Origin of the sequence: Sphaerisporangium siamense (assembly GCF_014205275.1) — a bacterium.
Classification (GTDB): Bacteria; Actinomycetota; Actinomycetes; order Streptosporangiales; family Streptosporangiaceae; genus Sphaerisporangium; species Sphaerisporangium siamense.
In genome coordinates, this window is sequence record NZ_JACHND010000001.1 from 5,326,075 (window position 1) to 5,341,686 (window position 15,612).

The window sequence follows — 15,612 nt, forward strand, 5'->3', positions numbered from 1 at the left end:
TCGCCCCCGGCCCCCGCGCGCCACTGGGGAGCGTCCGATCGCCCTATTCTGTCGGCGGGTCCGGATAGGCTTTGAAGTGTGGTGAGACCCGTGAACAGCCCTTTGAGTTTCCGGCCCGAGCCCGGGTCGATCCCGGAGTCCCCGGGGGTCTACCGGTTCAGGGACGCCGGCGGCCGGGTCATTTACGTGGGCAAGGCCAAGAGCCTGCGCCAGCGGCTGAACTCCTATTTCGCCGACTTCGCCGGGCTGCACCCCCGCACGCAGACCATGCTCACCACCGCCGCCTCCGTCGACTGGACGGTCGTCGGCACCGAGGTCGAGGCCCTCCAGCTCGAATACTCCTGGATCAAGGAGTTCGACCCCCGCTTCAACGTCAAGTACCGCGACGACAAGTCCTATCCCTACCTGGCCCTCACCATGGGCGAGGACTACCCCCGCGTCCAGGTCATGCGCGGCGCCAAGCGCAAGGGCACCCGCTATTTCGGGCCCTATTCCCACGCCTGGGCGATCCGCGAGACCGTCGACCTGCTGCTGCGGGTGTTCCCGGTGCGCACCTGCTCGGCGGGGGTGTTCAAGCGCGCCGGCCAGATCGGCCGCCCCTGCCTCCTCGGGTACATCGACAAGTGCTCGGCGCCGTGCGTCGGCCGGGTCAGCGAAGAGGAGCACCGCCGCCTCGCCGAGGACTTCTGCGACTTCATGGCGGGCAACACCGGCCGGTTCATCAAGCGCCTGGAGCGCGAGATGCGCGAGGCCGCCGCGGCCGAGGAGTTCGAGCGGGCCGCCCGCCTGCGCGACGACGTCCAGGCGCTGCAGCGGGCGCTGGAGAAGCAGGCCGTGGTGCTCGGCGAGAGCATCGACTGCGACGTCGTCGCCCTCGCCGAAGATCCTCTGGAGGCCGCCGTCCAGGTCTTCTACGTCCGGGGCGGCCGCATCCGCGGCCAGCGCGGCTGGGTGGTCGACAAGGTCGAAGAGGCCTCGCCCGGCGAGCTCGTCGAGCATTTCCTGCTCCAGATGTACGGCGAGGCCGCGCCCGAGGCGGTGCCGCGCGAGGTGCTGGTGCCCGCGCTGCCGCCCGAGACCGGCGCGGTGGCCGAGCTGCTCACCGAGCAGCGCGGCGGCCGGGTCGAGGTGCGGGTGCCCCAGCGCGGCGACAAGAAGACGTTGATGGAGACCGTCGAGCGCAACGCCAAGGAGGCCCTCGCCCAGCACAAGCTGCGCAGGGCCAGCGACCTCACCACCCGCAGCCGCGCGCTCCAGGAGATCGCCGACGCCCTCGACCTCGACCAGGCGCCGCTGCGCATCGAGTGCTACGACGTCTCCCACCTCCAGGGAGACGACGTCGTCGCCTCGATGGTCGTCTTCGAGGACGGCCTGGCCCGCAAGAGCGAGTACCGCCGCTTCGCGATCCGCGGCACGGCCGGGCAGGGCGACGTCGCCTCCATCTACGAGGTCATCTGCCGGCGCTTCAAGCGCCACCTGGAGGAACGCTCCGCCACCGGCGAGCTGGACCCCGAGCCGATCGACCCCGAGACGGGCAGGCCGCGCAGGTTCGCCTACCCGCCGAACCTGGTCGTCGTGGACGGCGGCCCGGCGCAGGTCGCCGCGGCCCAGCGGGCGCTCGACGAGCTCGGCGTGGACGACGTCGCGGTCAGCGGGCTGGCCAAGCGGCTGGAGGAAGTGTGGCTTCCCGGCGACGACCAGCCTGTCATCCTGCCGCGGAGCAGCGAGGGGCTCTATCTTCTGCAGAGGGTGCGCGATGAGGCCCATCGGTTCGCCATCGCCTACCATCGATCAAAACGCGCGAAATCGCTCAAAGAGAGCGCTCTTGACGACATTCGCGGGCTCGGCGCCGCACGAAAGCAGGCTCTGCTCAAGCGGTTCGGGTCCGTCAAGCGGTTACGCGGGGCCACCGTCGACGAGATCTGCGAGGTTCCCGGCATCGGCCTGTCCACGGCCGAGGCGATCGTCGCGGCGCTGAAGGGGGAGGGGACGTGAACGAGCACCACAACGGCGGACGCGACGACGGCCACGCCGCCCCGCCGCCGCCGCGCGGCGGCCGGAACGCCGCGGGCGCGGCGGGCCGGGCGGGGGACACCGCGTTCGTCATCGTCACCGGCATGTCCGGAGCGGGCCGGAGCACCGCCGCCAAGGCCCTGGAGGACCTCGGCTGGTTCGTGATCGACAACCTGCCGCCGGGCATGCTGTTCGCCATGGCCGAGGAGGCCGGGCGGGTCAAGCTGAACACCGACAAGGTCGCCGCGGTGGTCGACGTGCGCAGCCTCGCCTTCACCACCGACCTCAACTCCGCCATCGAAGAGCTGGACGCCCGCGGCGTGGCCGTGCGGGTGGTGTTCCTGGAGGCCAGCGACGAGACGCTCGTCCGCCGCTTCGAGAACGTCCGCCGCCCGCACCCCCTGCAGGGCGAGGGGCGCCTGGTCGACGGCATCGCCCGGGAGCGCGGCATCCTGCGCGAGGTCCGCGCCAACGCCGACCTGGTCATCGACACCTCCTCGCTCAACGTGCACGAGCTGCGCGGCAAGATCGTCTCGTTCTTCGGCGGCGAGGACCGTCCGGGCCTGCGCGTCAACGTGGTGTCCTTCGGGTTCAAGTACGGCCTGCCCGTCGACGCCGACCTGGTGGTCGACTGCCGCTTCCTGCCCAACCCGCACTGGGTGCCCGAGCTGCGCCCGATGAACGGCCTGGACTCCTCCGTCCGCGAGTACGTGCTGAGCCAGCCGGGCGCCAAGGAGTTCCTGGACGGCTACGACGAGGTCCTCGGCGTGGTGGCCGCGGGCTACGTCCGCGAGGGCAAAGGCTACGCCACCCTCGCCGTCGGCTGTACGGGCGGCAAGCACCGCAGCGTGGCCATGGCCGAGCAGATCGCCGTCCGCCTGCGCGATCGCGGCATGGAGGTGCAGGTGAGCCATCGGGACGTGGGCCGCGAGTGACCGAGGAAGGCGAGGCGTCCCCGGCATCCGGCGGGGATGAGGCCCGGGCGGGCGGTCCGGGCGTCGCCGGCACGGCCGGGCGCCCCCGCCGCGCGGCCACCGGTCCCTTTCCGTCCGTCATGGATGCGGCCAGACTGGGCAGTGACGTCGATGCCGCCGTGCCTTCGCGTGGCGCGGGGGCGGCCGGGGGAGCGGGCACGCACGACACGGCGGGCGCGGCCTTCCCCGGCGCGGCGGGGCTCGCGTGGCAGGGGCAGGCGGTCCAGGACCGGGAACGGTCCGGGCGCGGCCGCCCAGAACCGAGAGGAGATCGCGTGGGCCAGGACGTGAAGGTGGTCGCGTTCGGTGGCGGGCACGGCCTGTACGCCTCCCTGTCGGCGCTGCGCAGGGTCACCGGCGAGCTGACGGCCGTGGTGACCGTCGCCGACGACGGCGGCTCCAGCGGCCGTCTCAGGCGCGAGCTCGGCGTCCTTCCCCCCGGTGACCTGCGCATGGCGCTGGCGGCGCTGTGCGGCGACGACGACTGGGGCCAGACCTGGAGCAAGGTGGTCCAGCACCGCTTCCGCAGCGAGGGCGGGTTACACGGGCACGCGGTCGGGAACCTGCTGATCGTCGCGCTGTGGGAGCTCCTGGACGACCCGGTGGCCGGGCTCGACTGGGTGGGCCGCCTGCTCGGGGCGCACGGCCGGGTGCTGCCGATGGCGTCGGTGCCGATCGACATCGAGGCCGAGGTCGAGCTGGACGGCCGGGTGACCATCGTGCGCGGCCAGGTCGCCTGCGCGGTGACGCCGGGCACCGTCCAGGCCATCTCGCTGGTGCCCGCCGACCCTCCCGCCTGCCCCGAGGCCGTGGCGGCGGTGGCCGAGGCCGACTGGGTCGTGTTCGGCCCCGGCTCGTGGTTCACCAGCGTCATGCCCCATTTCAAGGTGCCGAGGCTCGCCGGGGCCCTGCACGGCACCGCCGCGCGCCGGCTCGTCACGCTCAACCTGGCGCCCCAGCCGGGCGAGACCGACGGCTTCTCGGCGGGCAAGCACCTGCAGGTCCTGCGCGAGCACGCCCCCGACCTGACGATCGACGTGGTCCTGGCCGACGCGGGCGCGGCCGGGGACCGCGACGAGCTGGAGAAGGCCGCCGACGCGCTCGGCGCGCGCCTGGTGCTGGCCGACGTGGCCGCCGCCGACGGCTCGCCGAAGCACGACGCACGACGGCTTGCCCTGGTCCTGGACGAGATTTTCCGTGGGAAGCGTTGATCCTGGTCAGCGCGCCCACAGGGTGCGAGAGACTTGCCGGGGGCCAGTGGAGCCGCCCCGTGCGCCCGTGTGGCGCCGCGCGACGGCTCCGATCAGAGGACGGGTCTGTATGGGGGAGGACACACGCACATGGCCATGACGGGTGTGGTGAAGGACGAGCTGAGCCGGCTGTCGGTGCTGAAGCCTTGCTGCCGCAAGGCCGAGGTCTCGACGCTGCTGCGCTTCGCGAGCGGGCTTCACCTGGTGGGCGGGCGCATCGTCATCGAGGCCGAGCTGGACACCAATGCCACCGCCCGGCGTCTGATCAAGGACATCGGCGAGGTCTTCGGGCACAAGGCCGAGGTGCTCGTGCTGGCGCCCGCGGGCCTGCGCAAGGGGTCGCGGTACGTCGTGCGGGTGTACCGGGACGGCGAGGCGCTGGCCCGCCAGACCGGGCTGATCGACAACCACGGGCGGCCGGTGCGCGGCCTGCCGCGGCAGGTGGTGTCGGGTGCCACCTGTGACGCGGAGGCCGCCTGGCGCGGCGCGTTCCTGGCCCACGGCTCGCTCACCGAGCCGGGCCGGTCGATGTCGCTGGAGGTCACCTGCCCCGGGCCGGAGGCGGCCCTGGCCCTGGTCGGCTCGGCGCGGCGGCTGAAGATCCACGCCAAGGCGCGCGAGGTGCGCGGCGTCGACCGCGTGGTGGTCAGGGACGGCGACGCGATCAGCGCGCTGCTGACCCGCCTCGGCGCGCACGACAGCGTGCTGGCCTGGGAGGAGCGCCGCATGCGCCGCGAGGTGCGCGCGACCGCCCACCGGCTGGCCAACTTCGACGACGCCAACCTGCGCCGGTCGGCGCGCGCCGCGGTGGCCGCCGGGGCGCGGGTGCAGCGGGCGCTGGAGATCCTCGGCGACGACGCCCCCGAGCACCTGGTGATCGCCGGGCGGCTGCGGGTGGAGCACAAGCAGGCGTCGCTGGAGGAGCTCGGCCAGATCGCCGATCCGCCGCTGACCAAGGACGCCATCGCCGGGCGCATCCGCCGCCTGCTGGCCATGGCCGACAAGCGCGCCTCCGACCTCGGCATGGCCGGCACCGACGCCAACCTGACCGCCGACATGCTGGCCCCCTGAGCCCCGGCGGACGGCATGGGGGAGGGCCGGTCGTTCGGGCGGGCACGTGGTGGTTCGCGGGGGGCGGCGAGGCGGCGCCGTGGCGGCGCGGAAAAATTGATCAGGGCTTTGACCAGGGAGGACGTTGACCTTACGTGGACGCCTGCCCGAAGGGTGGGACCACGTGGTCTACACCAATTATGACCCGGTAGGGTTGTTTGAGGTTTCAGCCCGCCACGACGCCGGCGGCCTGCCGGCGTACGACGTTCGAGGAGATCTGTTTCCGTGAGCATCCGCGTAGGCATCAACGGCTTCGGCCGTATCGGCCGTAACTTCTGGCGTGCCGTGGCGGCCAGCGGCAAGGACATCGAGGTCGTCGCGGTCAACGACCTGACCGACAACGCCACCCTCGCCCACCTGCTGAAGTACGACAGCATCCTCGGCCGCCTGCCGTACGAGGTGAAGAGCACGGCCGACGAGATCACGGTCGACGGCAAGGCCATCAAGGTGTTCGCCGAGCGCGACCCGGCCAAGCTCCCCTGGGGCGACCTCGGCGTGGACGTCGTGCTGGAGTCGACCGGCCTGTTCACCGACGCCGCCAAGGCCAAGGTGCACGCCGACAACGGCGCCAAGAAGGTGATCATCTCCGCGCCCGCCAAGGGTGAGGACATCACCATCGTGATGGGCGTCAACGACGACAAGTACGACGCGGCGGCGCACACGATCATCTCCAACGCGTCCTGCACCACCAACTGCCTGGCCCCCATGGCGAAGGTCATCAACGACACCTTCGGCATCGAGAAGGGCCTGATGACCACGATCCACGCCTACACCCAGGACCAGAACCTCCAGGACGGCCCGCACAAGGACCTGCGCCGCGCCCGCGCCGCCGCGCTGAACATCGTGCCGACCTCCACCGGCGCCGCCAAGGCCATCGGCCTGGTCCTGCCCGAGCTCAAGGGCAAGCTGGACGGCTTCGCGCTCCGCGTGCCGATCCCCACCGGCTCGGCCACCGACCTCACCGTCGACCTCGCCCGCGAGACCACCGTCGAAGAGGTCAACGCGGCGCTGAAGGCCGCCGCCGAGGGCCCGCTGCGCGGCGTCCTCAGCTACACCGAGGACGACATCGTCTCCTCCGACATCGTCACCGACCCGGCGTCCTGCATCTTCGACTCCGGCCTGACCAAGGTCATCGGCAACCAGGTCAAGGTCGTGGGCTGGTACGACAACGAGTGGGGCTACTCCAACCGTCTCGGCGACCTCATCGAGCTGGTGGGTTCCCGGCTCTGATGCGCACCATCGACTCCCTCGACGTCAAGGGGCGGCGCGTCCTGGTGCGCGCCGACCTCAACGTCCCCCTCGACGGGGACACGATCACCGACGACGGCCGCATCCGCGCCTCGGTGCCGACGATCGCCGAGCTGGCGGGCCGGGGTGCGCGGGTGATCGTCTGCGCCCACCTCGGCCGCCCCAAGGGCAAGGTGGCGCCGCAGTTCTCCCTGGCGCCCGTCGCCGCCCGGCTCGGCGAGCTGCTCGGCGCCCCGGTGCGGTTCGCCACCGACGTCGTCGGCGACTCGGCGCGTGAGACCGCCGAGGGGCTGGGCGACGGCGAGGTCGCCCTGCTGGAGAACCTCCGGTTCGAGCCGGGCGAGGAGTCCAAGGACGACGAGGCGCGCGCGGCGTTCGCCGAGAAGCTGGCGGGGCTGGCCGAGCTGTACGTCGGCGACGGCTTCGGCGCGGTGCACCGCAAGCACGCCAGCGTCTACGACGTGCCGAAGCTGCTGCCGCACGCGGCCGGCGGCCTGGTCGTGGCCGAGGTCGAGGTGCTCAAGAAGCTCACCGAGGACCCCGCCCGCCCGTACGCCGTCGTGCTCGGCGGCGCCAAGGTCTCCGACAAGCTCGGCGTGATCGCCAACCTGCTCGCCAAGGTCGACCGCCTGGTCATCGGCGGCGGCATGGCCTACACCTTCCTCAAGGCCCAGGGCCACGAGGTCGGCAGGTCGCTGCTGCAGGAGGACCAGCTCGACCAGGTGCGCGGCTTCATCGCCGAGGCCGCCGAGCGCGGCGTCGAGCTCGTGCTGCCGGTGGACGTCCTCGCGGCCACCGAGTTCGCCGAGGACGCCGAGCACGAGGCCGTCGAGGCCACCGCGATCCCCGCCGACCGCGAGGGCCTGGACATCGGCCCGAAGAGCCGCGAGCTGTTCGCCGCCAAGCTGGCCGACGCCGCCACCGTCTTCTGGAACGGCCCCATGGGCGTGTTCGAGTTCGACGCGTTCGCGGGCGGCACGCGGGCCGTGGCCGAGGCGCTGGTCGCCTCCGGCGCCTTCACCGTCGTGGGTGGTGGCGACTCGGCGGCCGCGGTGCGTAAGCTCGGTCTCCCCGAGGACGGCTTCTCCCACATCTCCACAGGTGGCGGGGCCAGTCTCGAATACTTGGAGGGCAAGACCCTGCCCGGACTCGCCGCGCTGGAGGACTGAGCGACCCATGAGCACCGCCCGCAAGCCGCTCTTCGCCGGTAACTGGAAGATGAACCTCAACCACCTTGAGGCCATCGCGCTGGTCCAGAAGCTGGCGTTCTCACTGACCGACAAGGATTTCGACCGCGCCGACGTCGCGGTGCTGCCTCCGTTCACCGACCTGCGCAGCGTGCAGACCCTGGTGGACGGCGACAAGCTCCGCATCGTCTACGGCGCGCAGGACCTGTCGGTGCACGACAGCGGGGCCTACACCGGAGAGATCTCCGGCACGATGCTCGCCAAGCTGGGCTGCACGTACGTGCTGGCCGGCCACTCCGAGCGCCGGCAGTACCACCGCGAGGACGACCAGGTGGTCGGCGCCAAGGTGCAGGCGGCCTACCGGCACTCGCTCACGCCGATCCTGTGCGTGGGCGAGGGCCTGCCCGTCCGGCAGGCCGGCGGGCACGTCGCCTACGCGGTGTCCCAGCTCGACGCGGCGCTGAACGGCGTGAAGACCGAGCAGGCCAGGTCGCTGGTCCTGGCCTACGAGCCGGTCTGGGCCATCGGCACCGGCGAGGTCGCCACCCCGGACGACGCGCAGGAGGTCTGCACGGCGTTGCGGGCGCGACTCGCCGAGCTGTACGACGCCGAGGTGGCCGCCGCCGTCCGTATCCTTTACGGTGGGTCGGTCAAGTCCGACAACATCGCCGGCATCATGGCACAGCCCGATGTCGACGGGGCGCTGGTGGGAGGCGCGAGCCTCGATCCGGCCGACTTCGTCAAGATCTGCCGTTTTGGCGAAATATCGGGCTAGCTGAGCTGTTTCGGAGGTGCGAGTTGACATTACGACGTACCCTCGAAGAGATAGTTTGAATCGTCACCCGGCTATGGTCGGGGCAGGTCAGGTCGCGCTGCGGCGCGCGTAACAGGGAACAGGTCAACGGTGACTATTGGCATCTCGATCGCCCTCATTCTGTCGAGCGCACTCATGGTGCTGCTCGTGTTGCTCCACAAGGGCAAGGGCGGAGGCCTTTCGGACCTCTTCGGCGGCGGGTTCACGTCGTCGTTCGGCGGGTCCTCGGTGGTGGAGCGGAACCTCGACCGCCTCACGATCATCACCGGGACGGTCTGGTTCGTCTGCATCATCGCCCTCGGCCTGATCCTCAAACCGTAACCCGCCCGCCCGTGGCCGGGCCTGACAGTGATTCTTTCCCCCGCTCCAGAGCGGGGGCGATCGAGCGAGGAGTTCATCCGTGGGTAGTGGCAACGCGATCCGTGGTAGCCGTGTCGGCGCCGGGCCGATGGGCGAGGCCGAGCGTGGCGAGGCGGCCCCTCGAGTGCGGGTCTCGTTCTGGTGCGCCAACATGCACGAGACGCGTCCGAGTTTCGCCAGCGACGCCGCCGTTCCCGAGTACTGGGACTGCCCGCGGTGCGGTCTCCCGGCCGGCCAGGACGAGTCTGCCCCGCCCGCGCCCCCGCGAAACGAGCCGTACAAGACGCACCTGGCCTACGTGAAGGAGCGGCGCAGCGACACGGACGGCGCCGCGATCCTCGCCGAGGCCCTGGAGCGTCTGCGCAGCAGCAACCGCACTCCCTGGTAGACCCCGCGCCGCAGTCCGGCGCGTGCGAAGGCCCCCGCGGATCCGTCCGCGGGGGCCTTCGTCACCTTCGGGGCGGGGCGGGTGCTCAGGCGTGCCGCTCGTACACCGCCTCGCCGCCGACGAAGGTCAGGTCCACCTGGGTCGTCCAGATGTCGCCGGGCGCCAGCGCGTACGGGTCGCGGTCGAGCACGACCAGGTCCGCGCGGTTGCCCGCCGCGATGACGCCCGCCTCCTCGTCGTGGTTGATCCACGCCGACCCCGCGGTGTAGGCGGTCATGACCGTGGCCAGGTCCAGGCTCTGGTGCGGCAGGAACGGCGTCTGCGCCGTGGGGTAACTCGCGTGCACCGACCCTCCGGGCTCGGTGCGGTTCACCGCCACGTGCATGGCCTGCAGCGGGTCGGCCGACGACACCGGCCAGTCGCTGCCCGCGCACAGCCGGGCGCCGGTGCGCACCAGGTCGGCGAACGGGTACTGCCAGCCGGCGCGCTCCTCGCCGAGGAACGGGATGCACAGCTCGTCCATCTGCATGTGGTGGGTGGCCCACAGCGGCTGCAGGTTCGCGGTCACGCCGAGCGCGGCGAAGCGCGGGACGTCGGACGGCTCGATGATCTGCACGTGCGCGATGTGGTGCCGGTTGGCGGGGGAGGTGCCCTCCAGGGAGTCCAGCGCCTCGCGGACGGCGCGCTCGCCGATGGCGTGGAAGTGCACCTGGAAGCCGCGCCGGTCCAGCTCGGCGACGTACCCCTTCAGCAGCGCGGGGTCCACGTACGACAGGCCGCGCTGGTCGGGGCCGCAGTGGCAGTACGGCTCGATCACCGCGGCGGTGAAGTTCTCCGGGATGCCGTCCTGCATGATCTTCACCGACCCGGCGGTGAACGTGCCCCCGGCCCCGGCGCGCCGCGCGGCCATCTCCTCGATCTGGTCGGCCCCGCGGGTGCGGTCCCACCACAGCGCGCCGACCACGCGCGCCTTCAGCCGCCCGGCCCCGGCGGCCGAGACGTAGGCGGGGTACTGGTCGTCGGAGCCCGCGTAGGAGCCGACGATGGCGTCCTGCCAGCCGGTGACGCCGAGCGAGAACAGGTGGGACTGGGCGTCCATGAGCGCGGCGTCGATGTCGGCGCCGGTGGGCCGGGGGGTGAGCAGGCCGACCAGGTCCATGGCGCCCTCGTGCAGGACGCCGCTCGGCGTGCCGTCGGGGTCGCGCTCGATGCGGCCGTCGGCGGGGTCGGGCGTGCCGGCGGTGATCCCGGCGATCTCCAGGGCGCGCGTGTTGACCCAGGCGGCGTGGTGGTCGCGCTGGATGAGGTAGACGGGCCGGTCTGCGAAGTCGATCTGGCGGCGGTGCGGCAGCCCGCCGGCGAAGGCGGACATGTCCCAGCCGCCGCCGTCGATCCAGGCGGCGTCCGGGCGGGCCGCGGCGTAGGCGGCGATCTTCTCCACGTAGGCGTCCAGGCCGTAGACCTGGGACAGGTCGCACTTGGCCCGCTCCAGCCCGGCCTGCACCGGGTGGATGTGGGCGTCGGTGAAGCCGGGCGTGAGGAGCCTGCCGGCCAGGTCCACCGTCTCGTGCCCGGGGCGGGCCTGCCTCGCGACCTCGTCCTCCTCGCCGACGGCGGCGACGCGCCCGTCGCGGACGAGCACCGCCCGTGCGAAGGCCGGGGCGGCGTGGGGGACGGCGCGGGGGGAGGCGGTGAACACCGGGCCGCCGCGGAAGAGCAGATCGGTCATCGAGAATCCGGGGCCGCCGCGACGGGCCGCCCCTCCTCCTGCCTGTTGTGGGGTCGGGGACTTCGCACCGCCATATCCTGCTATATCCGTCGAAGCCCCGCAGCGTGCCGACCGAGCACGCCGGCAAGACACGGCGTAACCCGCGAAAACGCCTGTTCGTCGACAAAGCGCGTAGATGAAACGGGCGGCTCATCCCTGTGTAGCAGTTCTGTAACAGGACGGCGGCACTCTGGCATCCAGACACACCAGGGGAGATGTGAATGGGCTTCTTGCGGATCCGCACGACCGTGGACGAACGGCCGGGACGGCTCGCGTCCCTCACCGCGGCGCTCGCCGCCAAGGGCGGCAACATCCTCGGGCTGACCGTCCAGCCCGACGCCGACGGCACGGTCGACGAGTTCGTCGCCGACATCCCCGCCTCCGCCGACGCCGTGCGCGCGGCGCTGGAGGCGGCAGGGGGGCGCCGCGTCCAGGTGGTGCCGGCCACGGCCCACGAGCTGACCGACGAGCCCACGCGCGTGCTGCTGCTGGCCTCACGCCTGCGCGCCGCGCCGTGGCGGCTACCGGAGGTGCTGGCCGACCTGCTGCGCGCCGACGACGCGCGCTGGGTCTACGGCGCCGAGCTGTCCGACCTGCCCGACCCGACGCTGCTGACCGTGCCCGTCGCCCCGCGCCGCGCCGTCCGGCTGCGCCGCATCGGCCTGCCGTTCACGCTCACCGAGTCCGCCCGCGCCGCCGCGCTGGTGCGCCTGGCCCAGCCGCCCGCCGAGACTCTGCCCGCCGAGCGGCCGGTGGTGCTGAACGACGGCGTCGAGGTGCGGGTGCGCCCGCTCACCCCGCTCTACCGCGAGGCCGTCCGCGACCTGCACGACCGCTGCTCGCCGGACTCGCGCAGGTTCCGGTACTTCACGGCCGCGCCGTCGCCACGCCCGGGCATGTTCGACCGGCTGTGCGACCGCGGCCGGTGCCACTCGCTGGTCGCGGGGTACGACGGCCAGGTGGTGGCCATGGCGAACCTGCTGTTCAGCCCCGACCCCGGCACCGCCGAGATGGCGTTCCTGGTGGAGGACCGCTGGCAGGGCCGCGGCCTCGGTGGCGCGCTCGCGCGCATGCTGCTGGGCGAGGCGCGCGACCTCGGCTTCGCGGAGGTCCGCGCGACCCTGCTGTCGGACAACGCGCGCATGCGCCGCCTGCTGCTGTCCCTCGGCGCGACGCCGGCCTACACCGAGGACCCGGGTGTGCTGGAGGCGCGCATCGCCGCCGGGGCGGCGGTGCCCGCGCCCCGGAAGGCCTGACGCGGCCGGTCGCTACTCGGCGCGGCGCCGGGGGTGCGGCCCGGAGTCGCCGTCGCCGCCCTCCGGGCCCTGCGGCTCGGCGTCCGGCGCGGGCGGGATCCCGAAGGCGTCCAGGCGCCGCTCGATGCGGTCCAGGCTGGTCTGGATGCGCTCCAGGCGGGCGATGTGGGACGGCCTGGGGTTGAAGAGCAGCGCCCCCTCGGTGAGCGTCCCGATGGGACGGCCCGCGCGCTCCTCCTGCTCCTCGCCGACGCGGGCGCGCAGGGTCACGGGGTCGGCGCCGTGCCGCTCCAGCACCTGGGCGGCGACCCCGCTCGGGTCGCGCAGCAGGGCGAGCAGGATGTGCTCGGTGCCGATGTACCCGGCCTGCACCTGCAGGGCCTCGCGCAGGGAGAGTTCGAGCAGCTTCTTGGCGTCCGCGGTGAAGGGGATGTGCCCGAGCGGCGCGGAGGAGCCACGGCCCTCGAACTCCTCGACGCCGGCCCTGGCCGCCTCCAGGGTGAGGCCGGACTCCCGAAGGACGGTTCCGCCGAGCCCCTCGGTGTCGCCGAGCAGGCCGAGCAGCACGTGCTCGGGGCCGATGTGGCGGTGGTCGAGCCGCCGCGCCTCCTCCTGCGCGAGGACCACGACACGACGGGCGGAATCGCTGAAGCGCTCGAACACAGGGGGCCTCCGCAAGCGTTTGGGTGAAGATCCGGGCGAGGGGGCGGCCCGGCGTGCGGCACCTTCCACTATGCGCCAATTCCCGCGGTCGCGGCGGACCCTTTTCGCCGCGGGCGCACCGCTCCGCCGGTCCCTGGGGGACGGGTCTGGAGCGCACGGCCGGCGCGGGCTACCCTGAGTTCGATTACTGAACCCAAGTGGCGGCGGAGAGGCGACATGGACACCGAATGGCGGCCCACGGCCTGCGTGCTGTGCGCGAGCAACTGCGGCATCGAGGTCCGGCTCGACGGCAGGCGGTTCGATCGCGTCCGCGGCGACCGGGCGCACCCGTCCTCCCAGGGGTACACCTGCGAGAAGCCGCTGCGCCTCGACCACTACCAGAACGCGGCCGACCGCCTCACCCACCCGCTCCGGCGGCGGCCGGACGGCACCTTCGAGCGCGTCGGCTGGGACGTCGCCATCGCCGACGTCGCCGCCGCCCTCTCCCGGGTCCGCGACGCGCACGGCGGGGAGTCGATCTTCTACTTCGGCGGCGGAGGCCAGGGCAACCACCTCGGCGGCTCCTACGCGGGCGCGCTCATGCGCGCGCTCGGCGCCCGCTACCGCTCCAACGCCCTGGCCCAGGAGAAGACCGGCCTGTACTGGGTGTCGGACCGCATGCTCGGCACCATGGTCACCGGCGACTTCGAGCACTGCGAGGTCGCGCTGTTCGTCGGCAAGAACCCCTGGCAGTCCCACGGCATCCCGCGCACCCGCCCCACCCTGCGCGAGATCGCCCGCGACCCCCGCCGCTGCCTGATCGTCATCGACCCGCGGCGCACCGAGACCGCCGAGCTGGCCGACATCCACCTGCGCCCCCGGCCGGGCGCCGACGCCTGGCTGCTGGCCGCCCTCGCGGCGGTGCTCGTCCAGGAGGACCTGATCGCCCGCGACTGGCTCGCCGCCCACACGACCGGGCTGGAGGAGGTGCGCGCGGCCCTGGAACAGGTGCCCGTCGCCGGGTACTGCGCGACGGCCGGGGCGCCCGAGGAGCAGGTCCGGCGGGCCGCCCGCCGGATCGCCGCCGCGGCCGGCGTCGCGGTGTTCGAGGACCTCGGCGTGCAGATGAACCGGCACTCGACGCTCAACAGCTACCTGGACAACCTGCTGTGGCTGCTCACCGGCAACTTCGGCCGTCCCGGCGCCAACAACCCGCCCATCCTGTTCGCCCCGTTCATCTCGTTCTCGCACCACGGCGCCAAGCGCGACCGCGTCAGCCCGGTGGCCGGGGCGCGGATCATCTCCGGGCTGGTCCCCGCCAACGTGATCGCCGAGGAGATCCTCACCGACCATCCCCGCCGCTACCGCGCGATGCTCGTCGAGTCCGCCAACCCCGCCCACTCGATCGCCGACTCCCCGCGCACGCGCGAGGCGCTCGCCGCGCTCGACCTGCTCGTGGTCGTCGACGTCGCCATGACCGAGACGGCCAGGCTCGCCCACTACGTCCTGCCCGCGCCCTCGCAGTTCGAGAAGTGGGAGGCGACGTTCTTCACCCTGGAGACCCCCGTCAACCAGTTCCACCTGCGCCGCCCCGTGCTGGACCCGCCGCCCGGCGCCGACCTGCTGCCCGAGCCGGAGATCTACGCCCGGCTGTGCGAGGCGATCGGCGCCCTCCCCGAGGAGCGGGTGCGGCCGCTGCGCGAGGCGGCCGGACGCGGCCGGCCGGAGTTCGCGCGGGCCTTCCTCGCCGCCCTGGAGGACCCGGATCAGGCGGCCGTCGCGGCGGTGCTGCTCTACCGCGCCCTCGGCCCCACGCTGCCCGGCGGCGCGGCGGCCGCCGCCTCGCTGTGGGCGCACGCCGTCCGGGTGGCGCGGGCCCACCCCGAGGCCGTCCGGCGCGCGGGCGTCGACGGCGAGGGCGTCCGGCGCGGGGGCGTCGACGGCGAGGGCGTCCGGCACGCGGCTATCGACGGGGAGGGCGTGGACCTGGGGAACCGGCTGTTCGACGCGATCCTCGCCGCGCCGTCCGGGCGCGTCTTCGCCGTCGACGCGCCCGGCGACGCCTGGCGGCGCCTCGGCACCCCCGACAAGAAGATCCACCTGGCGCTCCCCGACCTGCTGGAGGAGCTGGCGGGCCTCGGAGCGGGCCCGGCGGCGTCCCCCGGCTACCCGTTCGTGCTCTCGGCGGGGGAGCGGCGCTCCTTCACGGCCAACACCATCGTCCGCGATCCCGCCTGGCGCAGGCGCGACCCGCACGGGACGCTGCGGATCAGCCCGCAGGACGCCTCGGGCCTCGGCCTGGCCGACGGGTCACGGGCCCGGGTCACCACCCGGCGCGGGTCGGCCGAGGCGACCGTGGAGATCACCGACACCCTGCTCCCCGGCCACATCTCCCTGCCGAACGGCCTCGGGCTCGCCTACCCGGGCGAGTCGGGGGAGGTGACGACGGGCGCCGCCCCGAACGAGCTGACCTCCTCCGGCGACCGCGACCCGTACGCGGGCACGCCGTGGCACAAACACGTCCCGGCCCGCGTGGAGGCCGTGACCTGAGGTCGCGTCCACGAGGCCCCGACGCCCGGGGTCGGCGCAGACGGCCGGAGTC

Annotated in this window: 12 protein-coding genes and 1 pseudogene; 11 read left to right on the forward strand and 2 right to left on the reverse strand. The window is 73.0% G+C overall.

What is annotated here, in order from left to right:
* Positions 1 to 90: 90 nt before the first annotated feature.
* The 9 genes from uvrC to BJ982_RS24515 all read left to right on the forward strand — a co-directional run bounded on the left by uvrC (position 91) and on the right by BJ982_RS24515 (position 9,344).
* Positions 91 to 1,995, forward strand: a complete 1,905-nt coding sequence (uvrC, locus tag BJ982_RS24475) for an excinuclease ABC subunit UvrC (protein ID WP_184883760.1) — start codon at positions 91 to 93, stop codon at positions 1,993 to 1,995.
* Positions 1,996 to 2,105: 110 nt separating this feature from the next.
* Positions 2,106 to 2,948 carry an RNase adapter RapZ gene (gene rapZ / locus BJ982_RS24480; protein ID WP_184889258.1) on the forward strand — a complete coding sequence of 281 codons (843 nt, stop codon included), beginning with the start codon at positions 2,106 to 2,108 and terminating at the stop codon, positions 2,946 to 2,948.
* A 332-nt stretch (positions 2,949 to 3,280) separates the two neighbouring features.
* Positions 3,281 to 4,198, forward strand: a complete 918-nt coding sequence (locus BJ982_RS24485) for a gluconeogenesis factor YvcK family protein (protein WP_184889260.1) — start codon at positions 3,281 to 3,283, stop codon at positions 4,196 to 4,198.
* A gap of 129 nt (positions 4,199 to 4,327) precedes the next feature.
* On the forward strand, positions 4,328 to 5,308 hold the full coding sequence (whiA, locus tag BJ982_RS24490) for a DNA-binding protein WhiA (RefSeq protein WP_184617319.1): 981 nt from the start codon (positions 4,328 to 4,330) through the stop codon (positions 5,306 to 5,308).
* A gap of 264 nt (positions 5,309 to 5,572) precedes the next feature.
* On the forward strand, positions 5,573 to 6,577 hold the full coding sequence (gene gap / locus BJ982_RS24495) for a type I glyceraldehyde-3-phosphate dehydrogenase (protein WP_184883762.1): 1,005 nt from the start codon (positions 5,573 to 5,575) through the stop codon (positions 6,575 to 6,577).
* A complete protein-coding gene (locus BJ982_RS24500) occupies positions 6,577 to 7,764 on the forward strand; it encodes a phosphoglycerate kinase (RefSeq protein WP_184883764.1) in 1,188 nt (395 codons plus the stop codon). Before gap ends, BJ982_RS24500 begins: the two co-directional genes overlap by 1 nt.
* Positions 7,765 to 7,771: 7 nt before the next feature.
* Positions 7,772 to 8,557, forward strand: coding sequence for a triose-phosphate isomerase (gene tpiA, locus BJ982_RS24505; protein ID WP_184883766.1), 786 nt, complete (start codon positions 7,772 to 7,774; stop codon positions 8,555 to 8,557).
* Between the two features lie 129 nt (positions 8,558 to 8,686).
* Positions 8,687 to 8,917: a preprotein translocase subunit SecG gene (secG, locus tag BJ982_RS24510; RefSeq protein WP_184883768.1), complete on the forward strand. Its 231-nt coding sequence runs from the start codon at positions 8,687 to 8,689 to the stop codon at positions 8,915 to 8,917.
* A gap of 79 nt (positions 8,918 to 8,996) precedes the next feature.
* Positions 8,997 to 9,344, forward strand: coding sequence for an RNA polymerase-binding protein RbpA (locus BJ982_RS24515; RefSeq protein ID WP_184617324.1), 348 nt, complete (start codon positions 8,997 to 8,999; stop codon positions 9,342 to 9,344).
* An 85-nt stretch (positions 9,345 to 9,429) separates the two neighbouring features.
* Here BJ982_RS24515 and BJ982_RS24520 read toward each other — a convergent pair whose 3' ends face one another.
* Positions 9,430 to 11,073, reverse strand: coding sequence for an amidohydrolase (locus BJ982_RS24520; protein WP_184883771.1), 1,644 nt, complete (start codon positions 11,071 to 11,073; stop codon positions 9,430 to 9,432).
* Positions 11,074 to 11,333: 260 nt separating this feature from the next.
* Here BJ982_RS24520 and BJ982_RS24525 point away from each other — a divergent pair, with 260 nt between their 5' ends.
* On the forward strand, positions 11,334 to 12,368 hold the full coding sequence (locus BJ982_RS24525) for a GNAT family N-acetyltransferase (protein ID WP_184883773.1): 1,035 nt from the start codon (positions 11,334 to 11,336) through the stop codon (positions 12,366 to 12,368).
* A gap of 249 nt (positions 12,369 to 12,617) precedes the next feature.
* Here BJ982_RS24525 and BJ982_RS39625 read toward each other — a convergent pair.
* Positions 12,618 to 13,031 (reverse strand): annotated as a pseudogene (locus BJ982_RS39625) (Clp protease N-terminal domain-containing protein); the annotation flags it as partial.
* A gap of 216 nt (positions 13,032 to 13,247) precedes the next feature.
* Here BJ982_RS39625 and BJ982_RS24535 point away from each other — a divergent pair.
* Entirely contained in the window at positions 13,248 to 15,560 is a 2,313-nt protein-coding gene (locus BJ982_RS24535) for a molybdopterin-dependent oxidoreductase (RefSeq protein ID WP_184883777.1), read from the forward strand.
* Positions 15,561 to 15,612 lie beyond the last annotated feature (52 nt).

Bases quoted from the DNA above. Each gene is read 5' to 3' on its own strand.
- whiA (WP_184617319.1), top strand. From the start codon at position 4,328: ATGGCCATGACGGGTGTGGTGAAGGACGAGCTGAGCCGGCTGTCGGTG.
- BJ982_RS24500 (WP_184883764.1), top strand. From the start codon at position 6,577: ATGCGCACCATCGACTCCCTCGACGTCAAGGGGCGGCGCGTCCTGGTG.
- tpiA (WP_184883766.1), top strand. From the start codon at position 7,772: ATGAGCACCGCCCGCAAGCCGCTCTTCGCCGGTAACTGGAAGATGAAC.
- BJ982_RS24520 (WP_184883771.1), bottom strand. From the start codon at position 11,073: ATGACCGATCTGCTCTTCCGCGGCGGCCCGGTGTTCACCGCCTCCCCC.
- BJ982_RS24525 (WP_184883773.1), top strand. From the start codon at position 11,334: ATGGGCTTCTTGCGGATCCGCACGACCGTGGACGAACGGCCGGGACGG.
- BJ982_RS24535 (WP_184883777.1), top strand. From the start codon at position 13,248: ATGGACACCGAATGGCGGCCCACGGCCTGCGTGCTGTGCGCGAGCAAC.